Source organism: Asaia lannensis NBRC 102526, from assembly GCF_024054035.1.
Lineage (GTDB): Bacteria > Pseudomonadota > Alphaproteobacteria > Acetobacterales > Acetobacteraceae > Asaia > Asaia lannensis.
In genome coordinates, this window is record NZ_JAMXQU010000002.1 from 42,528 (window position 1) to 63,767 (window position 21,240).

The 21,240-nt window shown below is 59.1% G+C and carries 23 protein-coding genes; 12 read left to right on the forward strand and 11 right to left on the reverse strand.

Annotated elements, in window-relative coordinates; translation table 11 throughout:
• Positions 1–37 precede the first annotated feature (37 nt).
• The 4 genes from NF685_RS02720 to NF685_RS02735 are packed head-to-tail and all read left to right on the forward strand — an operon-like array spanning position 38 to position 2,932.
• Positions 38–733, forward strand: coding sequence for a metallophosphoesterase (locus tag NF685_RS02720; RefSeq protein WP_222547692.1), 696 nt, complete (start codon positions 38–40; stop codon positions 731–733).
• On the forward strand, positions 726–1,028 hold the full coding sequence (locus NF685_RS02725) for a chorismate mutase (protein WP_222547693.1): 303 nt from the start codon (positions 726–728) through the stop codon (positions 1,026–1,028). Before NF685_RS02720 ends, NF685_RS02725 begins: the two co-directional genes overlap by 8 nt.
• A gap of 15 nt (positions 1,029–1,043) precedes the next feature.
• A complete protein-coding gene (locus NF685_RS02730) occupies positions 1,044–1,559 on the forward strand; it encodes a SixA phosphatase family protein (protein ID WP_252848507.1) in 516 nt (171 codons plus the stop codon).
• Positions 1,560–1,615: 56 nt separating this feature from the next.
• The gene (locus tag NF685_RS02735) at positions 1,616–2,932 is read left to right on the forward strand and encodes a citrate synthase (RefSeq protein WP_222547695.1); all 1,317 of its coding nucleotides are present in this window, start codon (positions 1,616–1,618) and stop codon (positions 2,930–2,932) included.
• Positions 2,933–3,073: 141 nt separating this feature from the next.
• Here the strand turns inward: NF685_RS02735 and NF685_RS02740 are convergent, their stop codons facing one another.
• Entirely contained in the window at positions 3,074–3,310 is a 237-nt protein-coding gene (locus NF685_RS02740; protein ID WP_188425311.1) for a hypothetical protein, read from the reverse strand.
• A gap of 174 nt (positions 3,311–3,484) precedes the next feature.
• On the opposite strand from NF685_RS02740, the gene NF685_RS02745 reads away from it, so the two are divergent.
• Positions 3,485–4,237 (forward strand): orotate phosphoribosyltransferase, encoded by a 753-nt coding sequence (locus NF685_RS02745; protein ID WP_222547696.1) that lies wholly within the window; start codon positions 3,485–3,487, stop codon positions 4,235–4,237.
• Position 4,238: 1 nt separating this feature from the next.
• Positions 4,239–5,078 carry a glutamate racemase gene (locus NF685_RS02750; protein ID WP_252848508.1) on the forward strand — a complete coding sequence of 280 codons (840 nt, stop codon included), beginning with the start codon at positions 4,239–4,241 and terminating at the stop codon, positions 5,076–5,078.
• 89 nt (positions 5,079–5,167) lie between these two features.
• On the opposite strand, the gene NF685_RS02755 is transcribed toward NF685_RS02750, so the two are convergent.
• Positions 5,168–6,199 (reverse strand): polyprenyl synthetase family protein, encoded by a 1,032-nt coding sequence (locus NF685_RS02755; RefSeq protein ID WP_252848806.1) that lies wholly within the window; start codon positions 6,197–6,199, stop codon positions 5,168–5,170.
• A gap of 139 nt (positions 6,200–6,338) precedes the next feature.
• Here NF685_RS02755 and NF685_RS02760 point away from each other — a divergent pair, with 139 nt between their 5' ends.
• Complete coding sequence (locus NF685_RS02760) at positions 6,339–7,205, forward strand: tRNA1(Val) (adenine(37)-N6)-methyltransferase (protein ID WP_252848509.1); 867 nt, start codon at positions 6,339–6,341, stop codon at positions 7,203–7,205.
• A 109-nt stretch (positions 7,206–7,314) separates the two neighbouring features.
• Here NF685_RS02760 and NF685_RS14265 read toward each other — a convergent pair whose 3' ends face one another.
• From NF685_RS14265 to NF685_RS02790, 7 genes are all read right to left on the reverse strand, one after another.
• On the reverse strand, positions 7,315–8,181 hold the full coding sequence (locus NF685_RS14265; RefSeq protein WP_289847356.1) for a CatB-related O-acetyltransferase: 867 nt from the start codon (positions 8,179–8,181) through the stop codon (positions 7,315–7,317).
• A gap of 383 nt (positions 8,182–8,564) precedes the next feature.
• Positions 8,565–8,861: a transposase gene (locus NF685_RS14320; protein ID WP_222548507.1), complete on the reverse strand. Its 297-nt coding sequence runs from the start codon at positions 8,859–8,861 to the stop codon at positions 8,565–8,567.
• Positions 8,862–8,965: 104 nt separating this feature from the next.
• The gene (locus NF685_RS02775) at positions 8,966–9,127 is read right to left on the reverse strand and encodes a hypothetical protein (RefSeq protein ID WP_222547697.1); all 162 of its coding nucleotides are present in this window, start codon (positions 9,125–9,127) and stop codon (positions 8,966–8,968) included.
• A gap of 51 nt (positions 9,128–9,178) precedes the next feature.
• Entirely contained in the window at positions 9,179–9,379 is a 201-nt protein-coding gene (locus NF685_RS14325; protein WP_353936373.1) for a transposase, read from the reverse strand.
• Between the two features lie 477 nt (positions 9,380–9,856).
• Complete coding sequence (locus NF685_RS02780; protein WP_222547699.1) at positions 9,857–10,882, reverse strand: ribonucleotide-diphosphate reductase subunit beta; 1,026 nt, start codon at positions 10,880–10,882, stop codon at positions 9,857–9,859.
• A complete protein-coding gene (locus tag NF685_RS02785; RefSeq protein ID WP_252848511.1) occupies positions 10,882–11,721 on the reverse strand; it encodes an META domain-containing protein in 840 nt (279 codons plus the stop codon). The genes NF685_RS02780 and NF685_RS02785 overlap by 1 nt, the downstream gene beginning before the upstream one ends.
• Positions 11,712–13,565 (reverse strand): ribonucleoside-diphosphate reductase subunit alpha, encoded by a 1,854-nt coding sequence (locus NF685_RS02790; protein WP_252848807.1) that lies wholly within the window; start codon positions 13,563–13,565, stop codon positions 11,712–11,714. The genes NF685_RS02785 and NF685_RS02790 overlap by 10 nt, the downstream gene beginning before the upstream one ends.
• A 404-nt stretch (positions 13,566–13,969) precedes the next feature.
• Between NF685_RS02790 and NF685_RS02795 the strand changes: the two genes are divergently transcribed.
• The gene (locus NF685_RS02795) at positions 13,970–14,398 is read left to right on the forward strand and encodes an OsmC family protein (RefSeq protein WP_222547702.1); all 429 of its coding nucleotides are present in this window, start codon (positions 13,970–13,972) and stop codon (positions 14,396–14,398) included.
• A gap of 87 nt (positions 14,399–14,485) precedes the next feature.
• Here NF685_RS02795 and aroC read toward each other — a convergent pair whose 3' ends face one another.
• Positions 14,486–15,586 (reverse strand): chorismate synthase, encoded by a 1,101-nt coding sequence (aroC, locus tag NF685_RS02800; protein ID WP_252848512.1) that lies wholly within the window; start codon positions 15,584–15,586, stop codon positions 14,486–14,488.
• 1 nt (position 15,587) lies between these two features.
• The gene (fabI, locus tag NF685_RS02805; RefSeq protein WP_252848513.1) at positions 15,588–16,430 is read right to left on the reverse strand and encodes an enoyl-ACP reductase FabI; all 843 of its coding nucleotides are present in this window, start codon (positions 16,428–16,430) and stop codon (positions 15,588–15,590) included.
• Between the two features lie 141 nt (positions 16,431–16,571).
• Here fabI and pdxH point away from each other — a divergent pair, with 141 nt between their 5' ends.
• The 4 genes from pdxH to lpxK all read left to right on the forward strand — a co-directional run bounded on the left by pdxH (position 16,572) and on the right by lpxK (position 21,234).
• Complete coding sequence (pdxH, locus tag NF685_RS02810; protein WP_252848514.1) at positions 16,572–17,183, forward strand: pyridoxamine 5'-phosphate oxidase; 612 nt, start codon at positions 16,572–16,574, stop codon at positions 17,181–17,183.
• Positions 17,184–17,278: 95 nt separating this feature from the next.
• On the forward strand, positions 17,279–18,166 hold the full coding sequence (locus tag NF685_RS02815) for a universal stress protein (protein WP_222547706.1): 888 nt from the start codon (positions 17,279–17,281) through the stop codon (positions 18,164–18,166).
• A 66-nt stretch (positions 18,167–18,232) separates the two neighbouring features.
• Positions 18,233–20,251 (forward strand): glycosyltransferase N-terminal domain-containing protein, encoded by a 2,019-nt coding sequence (locus tag NF685_RS02820; protein WP_252848515.1) that lies wholly within the window; start codon positions 18,233–18,235, stop codon positions 20,249–20,251.
• The gene (gene lpxK, locus NF685_RS02825) at positions 20,242–21,234 is read left to right on the forward strand and encodes a tetraacyldisaccharide 4'-kinase (protein WP_252848516.1); all 993 of its coding nucleotides are present in this window, start codon (positions 20,242–20,244) and stop codon (positions 21,232–21,234) included. The genes NF685_RS02820 and lpxK overlap by 10 nt, the downstream gene beginning before the upstream one ends.
• Positions 21,235–21,240: the final 6 nt, after the last annotated feature.

A 21,240-nucleotide genomic window follows, 5' to 3' on the forward strand; every position in this document is an offset into this window, starting at 1 on the left:
CTGAAAGGCCGGACCGATTTCCTCTTCTCCCCCTCCCATGCCCGATCTGTCGCAGTTGAGTGCCGGTCGCGGATTACGCGTGGTGGGAGACGTGCATGGAGACCTCACGGCGTTCGAGCATGCCGTTGCTACGGATCGCTTTATCATCCAGCTGGGCGATCTGGTCGATCATGGGCCGGACAGTGCGGGTACGCTCCGGCTCATGCTCGATCTGATAGATGACGGGCGCGGTCTGTTCATTCTCGGCAATCACGACCGCAAGCTGGGGCGTGCGCTCGAAGGGAGACGCCTCAGGCGCGACCCGCCTCTCGAAGAAACGCTTCGTCAGCTCTCGGGCCCGGTACAGGCCGGTCTGCGCGAGCGGGCCTATGAGGCCATTGCCGATGCACCTGCCTGGATCATACACGATACGCTGATTTTCGTTCATGGCGGATTTCATACTGACATGCTTTTCGAGAGTCCGCCGCCCGCTCTTGGCCCCATGACGTCACTTCTGTCGCGCGCCCTCTTCGGCGAGACGACTGGACGCATGCAGCCCGATGGCTATCCCGAACGCAGATTGCGCTGGATCGATCATATACCTGAGGGGCATGTGGTCTATTGCGGCCATGACCGGCGCTCGACCGATGGCCGCCCCTGGATACGCGACGGTCGAAGCGGGGGACGCGCTATTTTTACTGACCTTGGCGCCGGAAAAGGCGGCCATCTTGCCTGGATTGATCTCGATGTCTGAACAAGAAACCCGTGCCCTCCTCGAACAGCACAGACAGAGCATCGACAATATCGATGCCGCCCTGATCCATATGCTCGCCGAGCGGTTTCGCCAGACGCAGGCAGTCGGGGAACTCAAGGCCAGATCCGGCCTGCCCGCAGCCGACCCGGCCCGCGAGGCGCGCCAGATCGAGCGACTGCGCCAACTGGCCGTATCCGCGCGCCTCGACCCCGACTTCGCGGAAAAGTTTCTTGCCTTCATCATACGCGAAGTGATCCGTCATCATGATTCGATCGCAGGGCGCAGCCCGCGCTAAGCGGAGATGGCTCGCATGACCACGCATCATCTCATTCTGGTCCGGCACGCCCAGGCTGCCCCCGAAACCCTGGGCGGCAGCGACCGCTTGCGACCTCTGACGACGCACGGCATGCACGATGCCGAACATCTCGGAGAAAAACTGGCGGCGCTCGATATCGATCTTGCAGGGGCGCATCTGTGGCATAGCACCGCCACGCGCACGACACAGACCGCCACAGCCATAGCGGCGCACCTGCCGGAGACGCGCGTGGTTCACGGGCTCGATGCGCTCTACGACCTCGATCCCTATGGCATTCTGGAGCTTCTGCGCGAAACGCCGGAGACGATCAGAACGCTCGTACTGATCGGCCATAATCCGGCGATCGCAGAAACCTGCCTCCACCTCGCGAGCAATGCGGTCGACGGCCCTGTCGCCCGCGAGTTGATGAGAGGCTACGAGCCGGGAACTGCGGCGGTTTTCACAATCGCTTCGGACTGGATCGGACTCTCTCCGAACACGGCAACGCTCGGAGCCGTTCTGCGACCGTGAGACTCATCACCCATATGTTGATTGCTCCCACTCGGTACAATTCGTAAGGCGTTCTTATGGCTGATCACGACACAACCGGAACCACTTCCGCAACGGCGGCCCTCAGCATAGGCGAGCGCTCGGCCGGTTTCCCCATCCTGTCGGGCACGATGGGCCCCGACGTGGTGGATATACGCAAACTCACAGCCGAAACCGGCATGTTCTCGTTCGATCCGGGATATGGCGAAACGGCTTCGTGTCGCAGTGCGATCACGTTCATCGACGGCGATGAAGGGATTCTTCTGCACAGAGGCTACCCGATCGAGCAGCTTGCCACCGAGGCCAGCTTTACCGAAACAGCCTATCTCCTTGCCTATGGAGAACTACCGAACCGCGCGGAGTACGACCGCTTCCAGCAGGATCTGAAGGAGCTGGCGCTTCTGCACGAGCAGATACGCAATTTCTTCAACGGATTCCGGCGTGATGCCCATCCCATGGCCATTCTATGCGGCACCGTGGCAGCGCTCTCCGCCTTTTATCCCGACGCCGTCGATATCTCGAACGAAGCCTCACGCGATCTCTCGACCCGCCGTCTGATCGCCAAGGTTCCGACCATCGCGGCCTGGGCCTATAAATACACGGTTGGCGAGCCCTTCGTTTACCCGGATAACAGCCTGACCTTCTCGGAAAATTTCCTGAAGATGCTGTTTGCCAAGCCGAATGCGGAATACAAGGTCAATCCGGTCCTTGCACGCGCGATCGATCGCATCCTGATCCTTCATGCCGATCATGAGCAGAATGCGTCGACATCGACCGTACGTCTTGTCGGATCGACCGGATCCAATCCTTTTGCCTGTATCGCAGCCGGTATCGCGGCTCTGTGGGGGCCGGCTCATGGCGGCGCCAACGAAGCGGTGCTGGGCATGCTGTCGCAGATCGGCTCCAAGGAGAACATCCCGGCCTTTATCGAGCAGGTCAAGAATCGCGATAGCGGCGTCAGGCTGATGGGTTTCGGCCATCGCGTTTACAAGAATTTCGACCCACGCGCGAAAATCATGGAGCAGACCTATCATGAGGTCGTGGCCGAACTCGGCCTCAAGCACGACCCCATGTTCGACCTTGCTGCCGAGCTTGAGCGCATTGCCGTCAACGACCCCTATTTTGTACAGCGTCGACTCTACCCGAATGTGGATTTCTACTCAGGGCTGATTCTCAAGGCCATGGGTATCCCGACTTCGATGTTCACCGTCCTTTTCGCCGTGGCCCGTACCGTCGGATGGGTAAGCCAGTGGCGTGAGATGATCGAGGAACCGGGCCAGCGTATCGGCCGTCCCCGTCAGCTTTATGTGGGTGAAACCAAGCGCGATTATGTAGCGCTCTGTCGTCGCGGCTGATTGTCGCGCGACAAGGTGTGATGACGCATGAAAAAAGCCGGAGCATTTGCCTCCGGCTTTTTTCATTCTGCTCTAGTGAACTTACCGTATAGGGAGCAGCCGCATGGCACACCCACGGCGCTCCATGCCGAAACTGTCAGATCAGCAATTGCAGCCCGGCGTCGCGCCCTTGTCCTGACGAACGATGTGATGATCGATCCATTCCGACACAAGACGGCGCGCCTCGTTCAGCGAGGCCTCCGGATGGTGGATGCGATAAAGGGTCGTGCAAGCGGTGAAAGCCTGAATGTCAGGCTGACCCACGTCCCGCAGCTCTTCATACGCTGTGATGACAGCGCGTTCGCACTTTCGGGAAATGCGGTTGAGATCAACAGTCACGCGGGCAGATCCTAATTGAGAATTATTTTCAACTGGCGCATTCTAAATCTTTTCCGATGGTAAATGCAAGCGCAGCCTATCGAACAACAGCGCAAGGATTTTCTCTTATTTGTCTTACTTTTCTCGCGAAGGACGGATAATCCTGCACGGCTAAAGATCATGGAGTGATAACAAATGGCTCTCAGCAACGAGATCAACGGTGGCGCGGTCCGTCAGACCCAGTGGGACCGTGATGCTGCCCTGACAACAGCGCGTATCCTGCTGGAAATCAAGGCAATCAATTTCCGTCCTGAAGACCCCTACACCCTGACCTCGGGCTGGAAATCGCCCGTCTATATCGATTGCCGCAAGATCATCTTCTTCCCCCGCGCCCGGGCCAAGATTGTCGAGCTCGCGGTCGAGAAGATCGGTCGCCATATCGGCTATGAGAGCATCGATTGCGTCGTGGGTGGTGAGACGGCCGGTATTCCTTTCGCCGCCTGGATTGCCGATCGCATGATGGCGCCCATGGCCTATGTTCGCAAAAAGCCGAAGGGTTTCGGCCGCAATGCCCAGATCGAGGGCGATGTGCCGGAATCCATGCGCACGCTGCTGGTCGAGGACCTCACGACAGACGGCGCCTCCAAGGTGCGCTTTGCCAATGCCCTGCGCGCTGCGGGAGCAATTGTCGATCATACCTTCGTGGTCTTCTTCTACGGCGTTTTCCCCGGCGCCCAGAAGACGCTGGCAGACATGAATGTGTCTCTGCATTCGCTCTGCACCTGGTGGGATGTGCTCGAAGCCTGCTCGGGCGCCAATTATTTCTCCGAGAGCGACATTCACGAGGTCCGTCGCTTCCTCGAGGATCCCTGCGGCTGGTCCAAGGCGCATGGTGGTGTCGGCAGCGCCGAGGAAGCCGCTGCTCTCAAGGCCAAGGCAGAGGGCTGATTTGCCTCTGCCTCCGGGGCGCGTGCTCGCCTTTGATTCAGGCATAGGGGGGTTGGGGGTCGTTCAGGCCCTGCGTACGACCCTGCCCCCCGAAACACGCATCGACTACCTAGCCGATAACGCGCTTTTTCCCTATGGCGAGCAGGAGGATTCCCTGCTTGTCGCGCGTATTCTCGCGCTCATGGAAGAGCACATCGCCCGGCTGCGTCCCGATGTCGTCCTGATTGCCTGCAATACGGCAAGTACCATCGCACTCGACGCCCTGCGCAAGCGGTTCGACGTTCCTTTCGTGGGGTGCGTCCCTCCTGTGCGCTGGGCGGGTCGGGTCAGCAAGACGCGTGTTTTCGGTCTGCTCTCAACACGAGGTACGGCCCGTCGCCCTTACCTGCGCAGCCTGCGCGACGATTATGCGAACGACTGCGAGATGATCGTGCATGGCGCACGCATGCTTGCGGATCTGGCGGAAAAAGCATTTCTGGGTCACTCCATTGACGATAGACTCGTCGCCGAGGAGTTACGCCACCTCTTCGATGCCCCGAATGGCGACAGGATCGATACGATCGGTCTGGGCTGCACGCATTATACTTTTCTGGCAGAGACTTTTCTGCGGCTTGGCCCCTCGGGCATAAGCTGGCTGGATCCCGCGTTGCCCGTTGCGCAGCAGGTCAGGCGTCTGCTGGATATGCGGCCGATCGGAGAGCAGGATAACAATCTCCCCGAATCGCTAAGCCTGACCGCGCCTCCCATGGACGATTACGCCCTGAGGCAGGCTGTCCTGCGCCTGGGCTACGGGGATATTTCCATTCTCGCCCCCGGCCTTGCGCGCCAGAACCCGGGTTAAACCTCGAGCCTTGGCTCTTCTCACGCTGCATGATCAAACACGCGCGCGCGCCATTCCGGTGGACGAAAGAGCGACGCGCGGTGGAAACCTCAGTTTGCGCGGCTGACCGTGTAGGACGCCGCGTCGATCATCAGCTGGCGTATCGGGCTGTCCGGGAAGATCGACAGGGCCTCGATGGCCGCATCGGCATAGACCTGGGCGCGATCCAGAGTGGTCTGAATCGCTCCCGTCTTGGCAATCAGATCGAGCGCATGCGGCAGGTCTTCGTCGGTCTGCTCGCCGGTTTCGATCACGCGCAGCCAGAAAGCACGCTCCGCCTCATCACCAGCCTGAAACGCGGCCAGAACCGGCAGGGTGATCTTGCCCTCACGCATGTCGTCACCGACCGTCTTGCCCAGAACCTGCTGATCGGCCGCATAATCGAGCGCGTCATCGACAAGCTGGAACGCCATGCCAAGATTCGTCCCGTAAGCCTCCAGAGCTGCCTCTTCCTCCTCCGGCCGCTCAGCCACCACGGCCCCCACGCGACACGCTGCTGCGAACAGGGCAGCAGTCTTTCCATGAATGACTTCGAGATATTTCTCGATCGGGGTGGACAGGTCGTTCTGGGTCGCCATCTGCAACACCTCGCCCTCGGCGATGGTGGCAGATGCCGCAGAGAGAATGGCCATGACCTTGAGCGAGCCATCTGCTGTCATGAGCTGGAACGAGCGCGCAAACAGGAAATCGCCCACAAGGACGGAGGCCTTGTTGCCGAAAACAGCATTGGCAGATGCCAGACCGCGACGCAGCGTGCTTTCATCGACCACATCGTCATGCAGCAGGGTCGCTGTATGAATAAATTCCACGCAGGCGGCCAGCCCGACATGGCGCTGGTTTTCGGGCGAAGGGCGATAACCGCAAAGTCTTGCAGAGGCGAGCGTCAGAAGTGGGCGAAGACGCTTGCCCCCTGCCGCGACAAGATGGGCCCCAAGCTGCGGGATAAGCGGAACCGGGCTCTGCATGCGGGAGACGATTTCCCGGTTACAGGCTTCCATGTCATCCCTGAGGAATGCCGATAAGGCATTCAGGGCCGAACCGTCCTTCTCAACAGCGTGTGTCGCGGGGCTTGCGCCCTGCATGTTCGTCTCTGTCGAGCTGTCGGCACCACCCAAGGCAATTCTCCACTTCCTACTTGGCCACTGACGACCCTGATGCAGTATAAGGCACGAGCCGGCGGTCCTGCCGGCGCAGGGAACACCAAGGCAGAAACCGAACTTCATGCACGAGCCAGACAGACCGGAGAACCAGCCCTCTGACAGTCAAATCCATATGAGCGGCGGGACGGCCCCGGTCAACCCGGCCTCCCTAAAAGCTGACGCCGCGCAGGTGAAAACCACCGAAACGATGGACGGCTACCTGCTCGATGGTCGCGTGCGCTACAAGCAGTTCAGGCATGGTTATCGCACGGGCATCGAGCCGGTTCTCATGGCGGCGTTCGTTCCTGCCAGAAAAGGCCAGAGTGTGCTCGAAGCCGGATGCGGTGCGGGCGCCGGCCTGTTGTGCCTTGCCGCACGCTGTCCTGAAATTCGCGGTGTGGGGATCGAGGCCGATGCAGCGACTGCCCGGCTTGCGTCTATGAACATGCAGGAGAACGCGTTCGAGACACGCATCGCCATCGTGCATGGCAGCCTGCCCGATATACCCCCCTCCCTGCGCACAATGACACCGGGAGCCAATGGACGCTTCCATCATGCCATGGCAAACCCGCCCTGGCACCCGGCAGATCATACAGGTGCCAACGATCCCCGACGTCGCCTCGCCATGACCATGCCCGCAGGCGGATGGCACGAGTGGATCGCAGCACTGTCACGCTGGATCCTGCCGGGCGGGACGCTCACCCTTGCCCTCCCCGCCTTTGTGGTCGATCAGGCGAGCGAGGTCCTGCGCCTTTCCGGATTCGGAAGTCTGACCCTTTATCCGCTATGGCCGAAACAGGGGCGTGCAGCGAAGATCGTCCTGCTTCAGGCTGTCTGGGCTGGCAAGGGATCGTTCAGACTACCACACGGCCTCATCTTGCACCGCAACGAAGGAGGCTACACGCCGGAATGCGAAGCCATTCTGCGCGACGCACTCCAGATAGCGTGAACCTTCGAAGGAATTGGACATGATTGCAAAATGTCGCCACCATCAACCATAGCGCTTGGTGGCGTCTGCTTGAAGATTATCCAAACAACCTGCGATATCCAGCGATGAATCAACCAAATTTCGAGATAAAACGATCGATATCATCTGACATGATATCCTCCAGATTCTCGTTAATTTTTTCGTCCTCCCAGTCCCACCACCTGATGGACAGCATTTTCTGTATCTGCTCTTCATCGAACCTCATTTTAAGGACCTTGGCAGGGAAACCACCGACGATTGCGTAAGGAGGTACGTCCTTGGTCACCATGGCTCCAGCCGCGATAACCGCGCCGTCATGAATGGTGACGCCACCCTTCAGGATTACGCTATGACCGATCCAGACGTCATTTCCAATAACCGTGGTGCCGTTATATAAATGATCGTTCACCTCATCGAGCGGCTTCCAGAAGTGATTATCTATCGATTTGAAAGGATAATTTGAGACAAACTTATAGTTATGATTGCCACAAATAATCTTCAGACAAGGACCTATACTTACGAACTTTCCAAGTTCGACATCGTTATCGCCGCTTGAGTCAATAACCTCCATCGACCCATAAGTATGAGTTCCAATCTTTCTCTGCGGGTATTCGTTTTTTGTAGGTGAAAACGGCCTAGGAACATAGTCCGCGTCTTGCGACTCGAGGAAAAAGGCCGGTCCGCTCGCACCATGCAAAACATGTCTGCCGACCATATGGATCTTATCGCCGATTAGCTTGATTTCGGTAAACTCGGCGGACAGGCTCCTGTACTTGTCGAATATCTTGAGTTTCTTGTCCGAAAACTCCCAAAATCGCTCATTCTGGTTTCTGTATCCGGCGATGCTGCCGTCGCTCAAAAACCGAACACTTTCGGACATCCGGACGTTGTTTTCCTGGTACAGGTTCCAGAACTTGCTTTGCAGTTCTTTGATTAGCAATATGTCAAAGTTTTCCAATGATCTTATCCTAATGGGTTTTTATACTATTATTTTTTACATACTAGACAGTCAACAGACGCAAAAACTCAAATGATGTCACTTCGAAACAGGTCACGATGGCGTCTATCACCTGAGAGTGAAAAGCCTCCGCACGACTATCGCGAATATCATAGCAATAACAATACTACACCTCCCGGAATACAAATAATTATCGTCACAATAAAGCCTTTCACCGACCATCCTGTACGAGTACATGATATAAATATCATAAGCATGTAAATATTTATGATAAGTATTTATCTGTGTCTATTGTCACGTAATAAAATGATCATTTTATTGTTATGCCATATATGTTGTCAGAATTACCCTTCAATCACAAATCCACGGTGCGTGGTCTGGCTCTAGGTTCTGTGGACAAAGCTGACCCACAGGAACGTTGAAGCGATAGAGGCGAAGCCAGGATAGGACTGTGCGGTCTTGTCGTATCTGGTGGCGACCCTCCGCCAGTTCTTGAGCCTGTTGAACATGCGCTCGATGCGGTTCCTCAGCTTGTAGGCGTGCCGATCATGACTGGCAGGGTTCCGCCTCCCGGGTTTGGCCGGGATCACCGGACGGGCACCGGTGCAGGCGATGTCGGCGCGGATCTGGTTGGCGTCGTAGCCGCGATCCGCCAGGAGCTTGTCGAGACGGCCGCTGATCGCTCGGAATAGCGGGACAAATCCCTGCTGATCATAAGCCTGTCAGGACGTCAGGATGAAGGCGAGCGGTAGCCCCCGGGCGTCGCAGCGGGCATGGATTTGGGTTATAAACCCTCCCCACGATCGGCCGAGCGCCTCGGTCGGCTCAACACCTTTTTTATCCCGGCAGCGCCGTGATGGCCCCAGGCCACGGTGCTGTCGATCATGTCTGCCGACTGGTCGCGGCCAACCAGCTCCGTCAGCGTTTCCAGCAGCGCATCGAACACATCCAGCTCGACCCAGCGGCGATAGCGCCGGAATACAGTGTTCCACTTGCCTTAGCAGGGCGGAAGATGACGCCATTGCGCGCCTGTCCGCGCCATCCACATCACGCCGTCAAAAAACCGACGATTGTCGCCAGCTGGATAGCAGCCACGTCTCGTCTCAGCCGGCAGCAGCGGGCCGATCAACGCCCGCTCCGCATCCGTCGCCCCAATCGTCTCGTCCAATGCCGCCTCCAGATGGCAGCGTTGAATCAATCTTGCTCAATCCCGTCAAGCTTTGCCCACGGAACCTAATACAGACAACGGGGACGGAATATCCACCGCATAGGTGAACCCACGACTTTCCAGTTTCGGCGTCGATCTTTCCAATTCGGTCATAAGCCATGAATGGAAAGGACAACAAAAACGAAGTGAATTGAGTCACTGTAAAACCGGAGATACCCAGGAAAAAGGTCTCAGACCGCAAGGACACCTCTGAGTGCCGTGAGGACGCCTGCTCGAAACTTCACATTTGTGCGAATATGACAATGTCACAATACGCGCAGCCGAGATGATTACGGTCATGCGAAAACCGTGTTGCCGAGTTGATGGAGCTTTCGGGCACGAGAGGCTTTTGGACCCGTCAAATACCGTCGGTCGGTCCGACTACCTCCCGTCTCAACGAGAGGTAGCCCTTGTTTATTGGAGAAGAAAAGTCCGATGCGAGACGCGAAGCCTCGCATCGGCACACGATCAGGAAGCGAAAACGTCTGCTTCGAACGCTTCTTCCCATGACCCTGTGGTGGAAGCGCGTGAATATTCTGTCGAGCGGTTCTCGAAGAAATTGGCGTGCTCGACCGCGTTGAGCATGTCATCGAGCCAGGGCAGCGGGTTTTCCTCGATGCCATAGAACGGATCGAGCCCAAGCTGCGTCATGCGACGATCTGCAATGAAGCGGATGTAGCGCTTGACCTGATCGGCGCTCAACCCTTCGACATCGCCCATTTCGAAAGCGAGATCGATAAACGCGTCTTCATGCTCGACCGTGGTAGCGCAGATTTCTGCCAGTTCGGCGCGGAAATCCTCGGTCCAGATTTCGCTGTTCTCGCGCACGAAGGTGCGGAACAGGCGAATCATCGACAGGCAGTGAAGCGTCTCATCGCGCACCGACCATGAGACGATCTGCCCCATGCCCTTGAGCTTGTTGAAGCGCGGAAAGTTCAGCAGGATCGCGAAGGACGCGAAAAGCTGAAGCCCTTCCATGAACGCACCGAAAGCCGCCATGGTCTTGGCGATCTCGCGCTTGTTGTCGATATTGAAGGACTGCATGAAATCATACTTGTCCTTCATCTCCTTGTATTTCAGAAATGCCGAGTATTCAGTCTCGGGCATACCGATCGTATCGAGGAGATGCGAATAGGCCGCGATATGAATCGTCTCGATATTCGAGAACGACGAGAGCATCATCAGCACTTCGGTCGGTTTGAAGACCTGGCTGTAATACTTCATGTAGGCCGAATTCACCTCGACATCCGCCTGGGTGAAGAAACGGAAAATCTGGGTCACCAGATGGCGCTCGCCTTCGCTGAGCGTGCGATGCCAGTCCTTGACGTCGTCGGCCAGCGGCACTTCCTCGGGCAGCCAGTGAACGCGCTGCTGAATCAGCCAGGCATCGTAGGCCCACGGATAGCGAAACGGCTTGTAGACCGGATTAGCGGTCATGAGGTCGAAATGCTGTTCCTCGGCGAGCGGCGCGCCGGCGTTCTGTGACTCGCTCATTAGCTTTTCCTGCTCGGTTCGGTATGGGCGGCCGAAGCCTTGTGATCCGGTATTTTCTGAAGCGTGAGGGTCAGTGCCGGAGTACCCTGCTCGTCTTTCAGAATCAGGCGATTGCTTTCGCGCTTCCAGCTACGCACAGCCTGCATCGCTTTGAATACGGCATCTTCCTGAGTCATGCGCACACCGGGACATGCCATGCGTGTGCCAGCCGTTGGACCGAAAGTGAAATGCGTGGCATCGACGCTCACACGACCCATCATGCGATTGCAGCCGCCCGTGCCGGACAGTCCGCCATCGGCGCGTATCATCATGAAGGCGGGCGCGGCAGGATCGGTCTTCCTGTTGCCGATATGCGTCAGGGTCCAGGCTCCGACGACAGACGCGGGAACGGCCTGCGCCACGGCGTCGACACTCACCTTCGTATCGGCAGGCACAGCCCCTTCCTGCATTGGTGTCGTCTTGCTCAGGGCGATAAGCTTGCCTGCATCCCGGATTTCGGCACGAAGCGCGTAGCGATGACCCGGCTGGATCAGGCTCGGATCGTAGCGAAGAGCATAGGCATAAGGCCCCTTGCCGACCGGTGCGAATTCGCTTTTGCCAAGCGTGATTGCCGGAGCGTCGGCCAGGCTGACATCTTCGAGCGACACGGCAATCGTGGCATCGGGTGAAATTTCGGCGCTGCCCGTCGGGGCGATCACACCATTGACTGTAGCGCTACCCGCCTCTGCCGCGCTTGATCCGGAAGGCGCCGTCATCGCGGGCTCGGCGGCAAGAGCGACTGGTGTAGCGAGTATCGTCGTTGCGAATACCGAAGCATAAAAAGCGTGTCTCACTGACATGACAGACATTCCTCGTAGCTTGTGGTCGCTGCGGGCTTCCTGGCAGCCTCGGCAGCGTTGCTGCTGTAATCCTCGTCCTCAAGAATGTTGTTCTTGAGCGCCATATCGCTAACGGCATCGGCGCGCTGGATCGAGAGCGAGCGGCAGTAATAGAGCGACTTCACACCGCGTTTCCAGGCCAGGAAATGGATCTGGTGAAGATCGCGCTTGTGGATGTCGGCAGGCAGGAACACATTGATCGACTGCGCCTGACAGATAAATCCTGCACGGTCAGCCGCATGCTCGATCACCCAGCGCTGGTCGAGCTCGAAGGCTGTCTTGTAAACATCCTTCTCGTCCTGCGTCAGGAAATCCAGGTGCTGGACCGATCCCTTGTTCAGTGTGATGGACGACCATACTGCATCGTTGTTCTGCCCCTTCTGCTCGAGCAGCTTGAGCAGGTGACGGTTACGCACCGTGAACGAGCCCGACAGTGTTTTCTGCAGGAACACATTGGCCGAAATCGGTTCGATACCCGGGCTCGCATTGCCGGCAATAATCGAGATCGATGCGGTAGGAGCAATAGCCATCTTGTTCGAGAAGCGCTCCATGATGCCGTATTCCTCGGCATCGGGGCACGGACCGAGCAGTTCAGCCAGATGCTTGGAGGCAGCATCGGCCTGAAGCTTTATGTGCTGGAAAATGCGCTTGTTCCATACCCGCGCCATCACACTCTCGAACGGTATGTTGCGCGCCTGCAAGAAGGAATGGAACCCCATAACCCCAAGCCCGACCGAGCGCTCGCGCATGGCGGCATAACGGGCACGCTCCATATCGTCTGGCGCACGATCGATGAAGTCCTGCAACACGCGGTCGAGGAAAAGCATCACGTCTTCGATGAACTGGGGATTGTCTTTCCACTCTTCCCAGGTTTCGAGATTGAGCGAGGACAGGCAGCATACGGCCGTGCGGTTCTTGCCGTGATGATCGAGACCCGTTGGCAGGGTGATTTCCGCGCAGAGATTGGACGTCTTGACCTCAAGCCCGGCCAGCTTGTGATGCTCGGGACGCGCCTTGTTCACATGATCCGAATAGATGATGTAGGGCTCGCCCTGCTCCATACGGGCCGTAAGAATACGGATCCAGAGCTGACGTGCAGACACGCTGCGAATGACGGACATGTCCTTGGGCGAACGCAGGCCCCATTCCTCGTCCTTTTCGACAGCGCGCATGAAATCGTCTGTCAGCAGCACGCCATGATGAAGGTTCAGCGCCTTACGGTTCGGATCGCCACCCGTAGGGCGTCGCATCTCGACGAATTCCTCGATCTCGGGATGCCACACAGGGAGATAGACTGCCGCCGATCCGCGACGCAGCGACCCCTGGGAAATGGCGAGGGTCAGACTGTCCATCACACGAATGAACGGTATGACACCCGACGTCTTGCCGTTCTTGCCGACATTCTCGCCGATCGACCGCAGGTTGCCCCAGTAGGAACCGATTCCGCCGCCCTTGGACGCCAGCCAGACATTTTCGTTCCACAAATCGACAATCCCGCGAAGGCTGTCATCGGCTTCGTTGAGAAAGCACGAGATAGGCAGACCGCGCGACGTGCCGCCATTGGAAAGCACGGGGGTGGCAGGCATGAACCAGTGCTGCGAGATGTAATCGTACAGGCGCTGCGCATGAGCCGCATCGGCGCCGTAATAGGACGCCACACGACCGAACAGATCCTGATAGTGCTCGCCGGGCAGAAGATAGCGGTTATCGAGAGTCGCACGGCCGAAATCGGTCAGAAGGGCATCGCGCGAGCGGTTGACGCGTACCGGATGATGCCCCTCCAGCTGCACGACATCGTCGAACATGTCCGGCTCGGCCTCGATCTCCTGGGGCGCACGGTCGCAGGGCTCGGGCAGCGTATCGACAGAGGCTGAAACAGGCTCACGGATCGTGTCGTCTAGCAGGCTCACGGGCCATCTCCCCAAGGTCAAATCGAGATCGATCATGTAAATTACGAGTGTCCTCTTGGCGCAATTCCGGCTGCACAGACAAGCAATATATCGGGTTAAATTTCACACCGGACACTACATATGGTGTTGACAGGGCCAGAAGCCCTTGGAGAACCTAGAGTTCCTTCACACGGTCTTTTTCGTCATCGTCGTGCATCGTGGCCACGATGACACAGCACCGGGGTTGAACAATCCTGCACCTCCCGCGTTGGCTGAACAGCCGACCCCAAACGGGTTCGCAAATGCAGGAGATCTGACCCATGACGATCAAGAAATCAGCAAGTGCCAAGTGGAGCGGCGGCCTCAAGGACGGCAAGGGCTTCATCTCGACCCAGAGCGGTGCGCTGTCCGATCAGCCCTATGGTTTCAACACGCGATTCGAAGACAAGCCGGGTACCAATCCGGAAGAACTGATCGGTGCTGCCCATGCCGGATGCTTCACCATGGCCCTGTCCATGATCCTCGGTGACGCAGGCCTGACCGCCACGTCGCTTGAGACGAAAGCGACCGTCTCCCTCGACAAGACGGAAGGCGGCTTCGAAATTTCAGCCATTCACCTCGATCTCAAGGGCAGCGTCCCCGGGGCCGATCAGGCCAAATTCGAAGAACTTGCCACCAAGGCGAAAAATGGCTGTCCGGTCTCGAAGCTCTTCAAGGCCGATATCACCCTGTCCGCTACCCTGGTCTGAGAATCATCGTCGGATGAGCTCAGGAATATGGCCGCCCAACTGGGCGGCCATATAAAAGCAACAGCTCTCGACGCAGACTGACGTGGATCAGCGCTCGTCGCGTGTCCAGCCGTTCTGCGCATGGTCGCGCAACAGGTGATCCACCAGCAGGCAGGCCACCATTGCTTCCGCAACAGGCACGGCGCGGATGCCGATACAGGGATCGTGACGTCCCTTGGTTGTCACGTCGATGTTCTCCCCCTGCCGGTTTACGGACGGGACCGGGACCAAAATAGAGCTTGTCGGCTTGATGGCAAAACGTGCGGTGATCGGCTGTCCTGTCGAGATCCCACCCAGAATCCCGCCAGCCCGATTGCCTTCGAAATGGAGGGCACCATCGCGCATACGCATAGGGTCGGCATTATCCTCGCCCCTGAGCACTGCAACGCCAAAGCCTTCACCGATTTCAACCGCCTTGACGCCGTTGATCCCCATGAGTGCCGATGCCAGATCGGCATCGAGCTTGCCGTAAAGCGGGGCGCCCAGCCCGGCAGGAAAATTCTCGGCAACGACCTCGACCAGCGCCCCGATCGAAGACCCGTCCTTGCGCACAGCCGAGAGGAGGCCTTCCCACTCTATGGCGGTGATCGCATCGGGACAGAAAAAAGGATTGTTGTTGACTTCGTCCCAATCCCAGCGCGACCGATCGATGCCGAGGCCGCCAACCTGGATCAGCGCCGCACGGATGATTGCCGTATCGCCAATGAGCGTGTCGATCACGCGGCGTGCAACACCACCGGCTGCAACGCGGCAGGCCGTTTCACGCGCCGATGAGCGACCGCCACCACGATAGTCACGATGACCGTATTTCAGATCATAAGTAACATCGGCATGGCCGGGGCGATAGCGTGTGGCGATCTCGGAGTAATCCTTTGATCGCTGATCCGTATTCTCGATCATGAGCGAGATCGGAGTACCCGTTGTCCTGCCTTCGAACACGCCGGAGAGAATGCGGACCTGATCCGCCTCCTGACGCTGCGTCGTGAACTTCGACAGGCCGGGCCGGCGGCGATCCAGCCAGGGCTGGATATCCGTTTCGCTCAGGGAGATACCGGGCGGGCAGCCGTCGATCACACAGCCTATGGCTGGCCCATGACTTTCGCCCCAGGTGGTAACCCTGAAGAGGGTTCCAAAACTGTTATCCGACATCTCAGCCTTCTGAAGAAGCGACCGCGATATCCGGCGCTGCGGGGTTTTTCATGCCTACGAGATGATAGCCGCAATCGACGTGATGAATTTCACCCGTGGTGCCCGACGAGAGATCGGACAGGAAGTAGAGGCCGGAGCCGCCGACGTCCTTGAGCGTCACATTGCGCTCCATCGGAGCGTTGAGCTGGTTCCAGCGCAGGATATAGCGGAAATCGCCGATGCCGTTTGCCGCAAGCGTCATGATCGGCCCGGCAGAGATGGCATTGACGCGTATGTTGTCCTTGCCGAGATCGGCAGCCATATAGCGCACCGAAGCTTCCAGAGCTGCCTTGGCCACGCCCATCACGTTATAATGAGGCATGACACGCTCCGCCCCCAGATAGGACAGGGTAAGCAGCGAGCCACCATCCTTCATGAGTGCTGCGGCCCTGCGTGCAACAGCGGTGAAGGAAAAGCACGAAATGTCCATTGCCTTGAGAAACGCATCACGCGGCGTGTCGACATAGCGCCCGCGCAGGAACTGCTTGTCCGCCCAACCAATCGCATGCACCACGAAATCGATCTTGCCCCAGACCTTCTCGATCTCATCGAACGTCCGGTCGATATCCGCATCGTCGCTCACATCGCAGGGCAGGACGAGACTTGCGCCCACGCTCTCTGCCAGCGGCTTCACGCGCTTGCCAAGTGCCTCTCCCTGATAGGTAAAGGCAAGTTCAGCCCCCTGTGCGGCGCAGGCAGAAGCGATGGCCCAGGCAATGGAGCGGTCGTTGGCGACGCCCATCACGAGGCCGCGCTTGCCCGCCATCAGCGTCCCGGCAGGGAGATCGAACGAAGCGGTGGACATGAGGCAGATCCCGGTTAATGTCAGACAAAGAAATAATTACGCTCCGCTTCGTCGCACATGCCCGCCGCGCAAACAAGTGTCGAGATGACACGTTAGGAAGGCAACGAAGATGGACCGAAGTGACGCAGGAGACACCCTGTCATGGCAAACGACACCACCCTCCCCCTCATCCCGCTCGATGCAGATCCGTTCGCGCTTTTCGCCGAATGGATGAAAGACGCCGAGGCGAGCGAACCGAACGATCCGAACGCCATGGCGCTAGCAACGGCCTCGCCGGAGGGCATTCCCTCGGTGCGCATGATCCTGCTCAAGGGCGCGGACGAGCGCGGTTTCGTGTTCTACACCAACCTTGAATCGAGAAAGGGCGGCGAGCTTCTCGCCAACCCTCATGCCGCGCTGCTGTTCCACTGGAAATCCCTGCGCCGGCAGATACGCATCGAAGGCCCCGTCGAAGCCGTCAGCGATGAAGAGGCAGACCGCTACTTCGCAAGCCGCAGCCGTAATTCACGCATAGGCGCCATCGCCTCCGATCAGTCGCGCCCCCTGGCAGACCGCGCTGAATTCGAGGCCCGTATCGAGGCGGTCATGGAACGTTTCGAGGGGAAGGAACCGGTTCGCCCACCCAACTGGTCGGGTTTTCGCGTCGTACCGCAGATGATCGAGTTCTGGCAGGACCGTCCCTACCGCATGCATGATCGTGCGACCTGGACCCGTCAGGAAAACGACTGGGCGGTAACCAGACTCTACCCCTGAGAGCCCTCTCCGCTCCCTCATTCGCAGGCATCGCGCGGCCGGACGCCGGTCGCCGGTTGCGCTTTATCCTTCATGCTCGTCAAGCGAGACCTCCCATGGCAAACGACGTCAGAAACATCCTCGTTCCGCTCAACGGCGCAGGCAACATCGATGCCGTTCTGCGTGTGGGCCTGCTCCATGCCCAGACCTTCAACGCCCATCTCTCAACCGTTCTCGTCGGCGACGACCCGAACGAGATGGCCGCACTGACCGGAGAAGGCCTGTCGAGCTCGATGATCAACGAGATGATGGAGGCCGCCGAACATGAGGCCCATCGTCGCATGCTTCAGGTACGCCTGAAATTCGATGCCTTCATTCGCGATAATGCCATTCAGCCGAAAAAGGGTTTTCTGGAAAACGACCCTCTTTCACATGCGCAGCTCAGCGCCTCTCTGGAATTCCTGACCGGTTCCGAGCACGAGGCCGTAACCTGGCGCGCGCGCCTGTCCGACCTGACCCTGATGCCCCATCTGGGGCCGAACGATAATGCCCGGGCGTCCGAGGTGCTGCATGCCGTGCTTTACGACAGCGGCTGCCCACTTGTGATTGCACCGCCAACGCCGCCTGCAACATCCGGCACGCGCCTGTGCATTGCCTGGAACGGCACATCGGAGGCGGCTTCGGCGCTCAAGGGCGCGCTCCCCTATGCCGAGCGGGCCGAGGCGGTGCAGATCCTGACCAGCCCGGATTATCATCGTCGTGGCCCCGAGGCCGAAACGGTTCAGGACTATCTCAAACTGCATGGGGTGGATGCAGAGATACGCGTCTTCAAGGCGATCGATCGCGATGTGGGCGCGGGTATTCTCGCAGCATGTAGCGATTTCGGGGCCGACATGCTATCGATGGGCGCCTATTCCCATTCACGCCTGAGGCAGATGATACTCGGCGGAGCAACACGGCATATTCTCGAACATGCAACAATCACGGTGCTCATGAGCCGCTGAGCTTTTTGCCATGACGCGCCGGACATGCTACCGGCGCGTCATGGGTGATTTCCTTTCAGACGCCGAATGAGCCGCCTCAGCCTGAAACGCCCCGCTGCCCGCCTTCTGCTTGTTCTGGGGCGCGGCTATCTGGGTCTGGCCCTGCGCACGACGCGGTGGACCATGACGGGTAATCCCTCCGCCCTGCCCGTTCTGCTGCAACCGAACAGGAGCGCTCCCCACAATCACGACATCGACGGTCACACCGTGGACGATGACGGGGGCCGCACCGACGATGCCAGAGGTTGCATTGTCGGCTGCTGGCATCGCGCACTCCTCATGCTTCCGGCCATGTGCGCCTGGGGTCACGTCCATAATCCTGCCCTCATCTACAAGGTCATGATCAGCCGCAATCGCGACGGCCGCTTCATCAACGATCTTGTCGCGCCTTGGGGCATTACGGGCGTCGAGGGCTCCAGCGACCGTCAGGGCAAGAACAAGGGTGGAAGCCGCGCCTTGCGTCAGGCTTGTGCTGACATCAAGGCCGGCGCGGTTTTCGCCATCACTCCCGATGGGCCGAGAGGCCCCGCCGAGACCGTTCAGCCGGGCGCCTCGGCGCTGACGAGACTGACTGGGCGCCCACTGGTTCCTGTAGGGGGGGCATGCTCGTCCGTCAGACTGCCCAGCTGGGATGGGCTACGCATTCCGCTTCCTTTCGGGCGCGGCTATATGATCTATGGCGCACCGCTCGCGGGCGAGGTCGCTCCCTCGACGATCGAGACGGAGCTAAAACGGCTTTCGGCCCGCGCTGAACGAAGTCTCGCTTCGGGCCGAACCACGCTGGCCGACAGGATCTGGCAAGGTCTGGGCACGATGCTCATGCCGCTTCTGCGCGCCATGATGCTCGTACGCCTCAGGCGCGGCAAGGAACGCCTGAACCGCCTGCCGGAGCGACGCGGCCGTGCCAGCCTGCCACGGCCATCAGGGCAGCTTCTCTGGATTCATGCTGCAAGCGTCGGGGAAACGCATTCGGTCCTGCCCCTGATCGATACCCTTGCTGCAAAGGACCCTTCCCGGTCGTTCCTGCTCACCACAGCCACGACTGGAGGTGCGGATATTGTCGCGCAATATCAGGCCCATGGCGGCCAGGGCGCGCAACGGACAAGCCACCAGTTCATCCCCTATGACACACCGCTCTGGACACGGCGTTTCCTGGATCACTGGCGTCCGTCCGCTCTCCTGCTGACCGATAGCGAGCTATGGCCGGGACTCGTTCTGGCCTGCACGCGACGCGCCATTCCTGTGGGTGTTCTGAACGGTCGCCTTTCCACGCGTTCGTGGCAGAGGTGGAAAAAACTGCGCCGCTACGCCCCTCCCCTGTTCGAACGTCTGGACTTCATCGCAGCGCGAGGTGAGGAAGATGCCGCCCATTTCCGCGCTCTGGGAGTTGGAGACGTCCTCTGTTTTGGCGATCTCAAGCAGAATGCGCCGCCTCCACCCGTCGACGAAACGGTGTTGGCCGAGCTGAGAGCCCATATCGGGTCGCGCCACGTTTTCCTTGCCGCCTCCACCCATGAGGGCGAAGACGAGATCATCCTTCGCGCTGCGAGCCGTGTACGAGAAAGATATCCAGACCTGCTGACGGTGATCGCACCGCGACATCCGGTGCGCGGTAGCACGGTTGCCAAGCTATCTTCGCCCCATGCGCCACGGCGTGCGGCAGGGCAACTTCCTGAGGCATCGGACCCCGTCTGGATTGCCGATACGCTGGGAGAAATGGGACTGTTCTACCGACTGGCACATTGTGCGCTGATCGGTCATTCACTGATCGCACCCGGTGGAGGACATAACCCGTTCGAAGCCGTCCACCTCGACGTGCCTCTGGCCACCGGCATTCATTGCGGTAATTTCAGTCCAGCATTCAGGCAACTGGAAGGGTGCGTCATGAGTATAGAAGATGAGACGCAGCTGGCTGGATGGATCATCGATGTGACGGAACACCCCGAACTCTGGGCAGATCGTGCCGACCGCGCGAAAAAGGCCATACAGACCGAGGGTGTCATACCGGATGGGCTGATCGCACGAATCGATGCGCTATGCGCGTGAAGCTTACGCCTCCTTCTTTCTGGAACGAGCCGACGCCCGGCTGGCAGGCGAAAATACTCTCGCCCGTGTCGTGGGCACTGACCGGGCTGAGTTCGATACGCGCCATGCGCGCCAGCCCCTACAAGGCCGGTGTCCCGGTCCTGTGCTGCGGCAATCTCAGTGTGGGCGGCACAGGAAAAACCATCCTCGTGCGCGATCTGGCCAACCGTCTGAAACAGCGCGGAGAGGCGCCCCATATCCTCAGCCGTGGCTATGAGGGGCGTCTGGCTGGGCCGATACGGGTCGACCCCGTGCATCATACCGCTCGCGACGTGGGCGACGAGCCATTCATGCTGGCTCAGGATTTTCCTGTCTGGATCGGGGCGGACCGTGGGGAGACCGCGCGTCTGGCGACCGAGTCAGGAGCAACCTGCCTGATCATGGATGACGGGCTGCAGAATCTCTCGCTCGGACAGACATGTCGCGTGGTCACCATCGACGGTGCCGTAGGGCTTGGCAACGGTCTCACGCTGCCTGCTGGGCCATTGCGCGAGCCAGCGGCAAAGGGGCTCGGCCGGGTGAACGCGGCCATCGTCATCGGGCGCAATGCCACGGATCTGTCTCACACCCTTCCCGCCGGTCTCGCAAGGTACGATGCGAAACTCATTCCCTCTGCGGCTATCAGACGATTACAGGGCAAACAGGTCATTGCCTTTGCAGGCATCGGTCGTCCCGCCAAGTTTTTCGACATGTTGACCGAGGCGGGCTTACCACCCATGCGCAGCATCGCCTTCGACGACCATCATGATTACAGCGAGCGCGATTGTCGCCGGCTTTCAGTCCTCGCGCGCCAGCCTGGCGCCGTACTGGTCACGACGCGCAAGGACTGGGTCAAGCTTCCCGACTGGCTGCGTGAGGATGTAACGGTCATCGACGTGGAGCTGCTCTGGGCCGAACCGGATGCCCCCGAACGCCTGCTGGACCGGGTCATGGCGAGCGTGTAGAGCCGC

What these genes read in the sequence shown, in the direction of transcription:
- NF685_RS02720 (WP_222547692.1), top strand. Translation starts at nt 38, where the DNA reads ATGCCCGATCTGTCGCAGTTGAGTGCCGGTCGCGGATTACGCGTGGTG.
- NF685_RS02725 (WP_222547693.1), top strand. Translation starts at nt 726, where the DNA reads ATGTCTGAACAAGAAACCCGTGCCCTCCTCGAACAGCACAGACAGAGC.
- NF685_RS02730 (WP_252848507.1), top strand. Translation starts at nt 1,044, where the DNA reads ATGACCACGCATCATCTCATTCTGGTCCGGCACGCCCAGGCTGCCCCC.
- NF685_RS02735 (WP_222547695.1), top strand. Translation starts at nt 1,616, where the DNA reads ATGGCTGATCACGACACAACCGGAACCACTTCCGCAACGGCGGCCCTC.
- NF685_RS02745 (WP_222547696.1), top strand. Translation starts at nt 3,485, where the DNA reads ATGGCTCTCAGCAACGAGATCAACGGTGGCGCGGTCCGTCAGACCCAG.
- NF685_RS02755 (WP_252848806.1), bottom strand. Translation starts at nt 6,199, where the DNA reads ATGCAGGGCGCAAGCCCCGCGACACACGCTGTTGAGAAGGACGGTTCG.
- NF685_RS02760 (WP_252848509.1), top strand. Translation starts at nt 6,339, where the DNA reads ATGCACGAGCCAGACAGACCGGAGAACCAGCCCTCTGACAGTCAAATC.
- NF685_RS02780 (WP_222547699.1), bottom strand. Translation starts at nt 10,882, where the DNA reads ATGAGCGAGTCACAGAACGCCGGCGCGCCGCTCGCCGAGGAACAGCAT.
- NF685_RS02785 (WP_252848511.1), bottom strand. Translation starts at nt 11,721, where the DNA reads ATGTCAGTGAGACACGCTTTTTATGCTTCGGTATTCGCAACGACGATA.
- NF685_RS02790 (WP_252848807.1), bottom strand. Translation starts at nt 13,565, where the DNA reads ATGTTCGACGATGTCGTGCAGCTGGAGGGGCATCATCCGGTACGCGTC.
- NF685_RS02795 (WP_222547702.1), top strand. Translation starts at nt 13,970, where the DNA reads ATGACGATCAAGAAATCAGCAAGTGCCAAGTGGAGCGGCGGCCTCAAG.
- aroC (WP_252848512.1), bottom strand. Translation starts at nt 15,586, where the DNA reads ATGTCGGATAACAGTTTTGGAACCCTCTTCAGGGTTACCACCTGGGGC.
- fabI (WP_252848513.1), bottom strand. Translation starts at nt 16,430, where the DNA reads ATGTCCACCGCTTCGTTCGATCTCCCTGCCGGGACGCTGATGGCGGGC.
- pdxH (WP_252848514.1), top strand. Translation starts at nt 16,572, where the DNA reads ATGGCAAACGACACCACCCTCCCCCTCATCCCGCTCGATGCAGATCCG.
- NF685_RS02815 (WP_222547706.1), top strand. Translation starts at nt 17,279, where the DNA reads ATGGCAAACGACGTCAGAAACATCCTCGTTCCGCTCAACGGCGCAGGC.
- NF685_RS02820 (WP_252848515.1), top strand. Translation starts at nt 18,233, where the DNA reads ATGAGCCGCCTCAGCCTGAAACGCCCCGCTGCCCGCCTTCTGCTTGTT.
- lpxK (WP_252848516.1), top strand. Translation starts at nt 20,242, where the DNA reads ATGCGCGTGAAGCTTACGCCTCCTTCTTTCTGGAACGAGCCGACGCCC.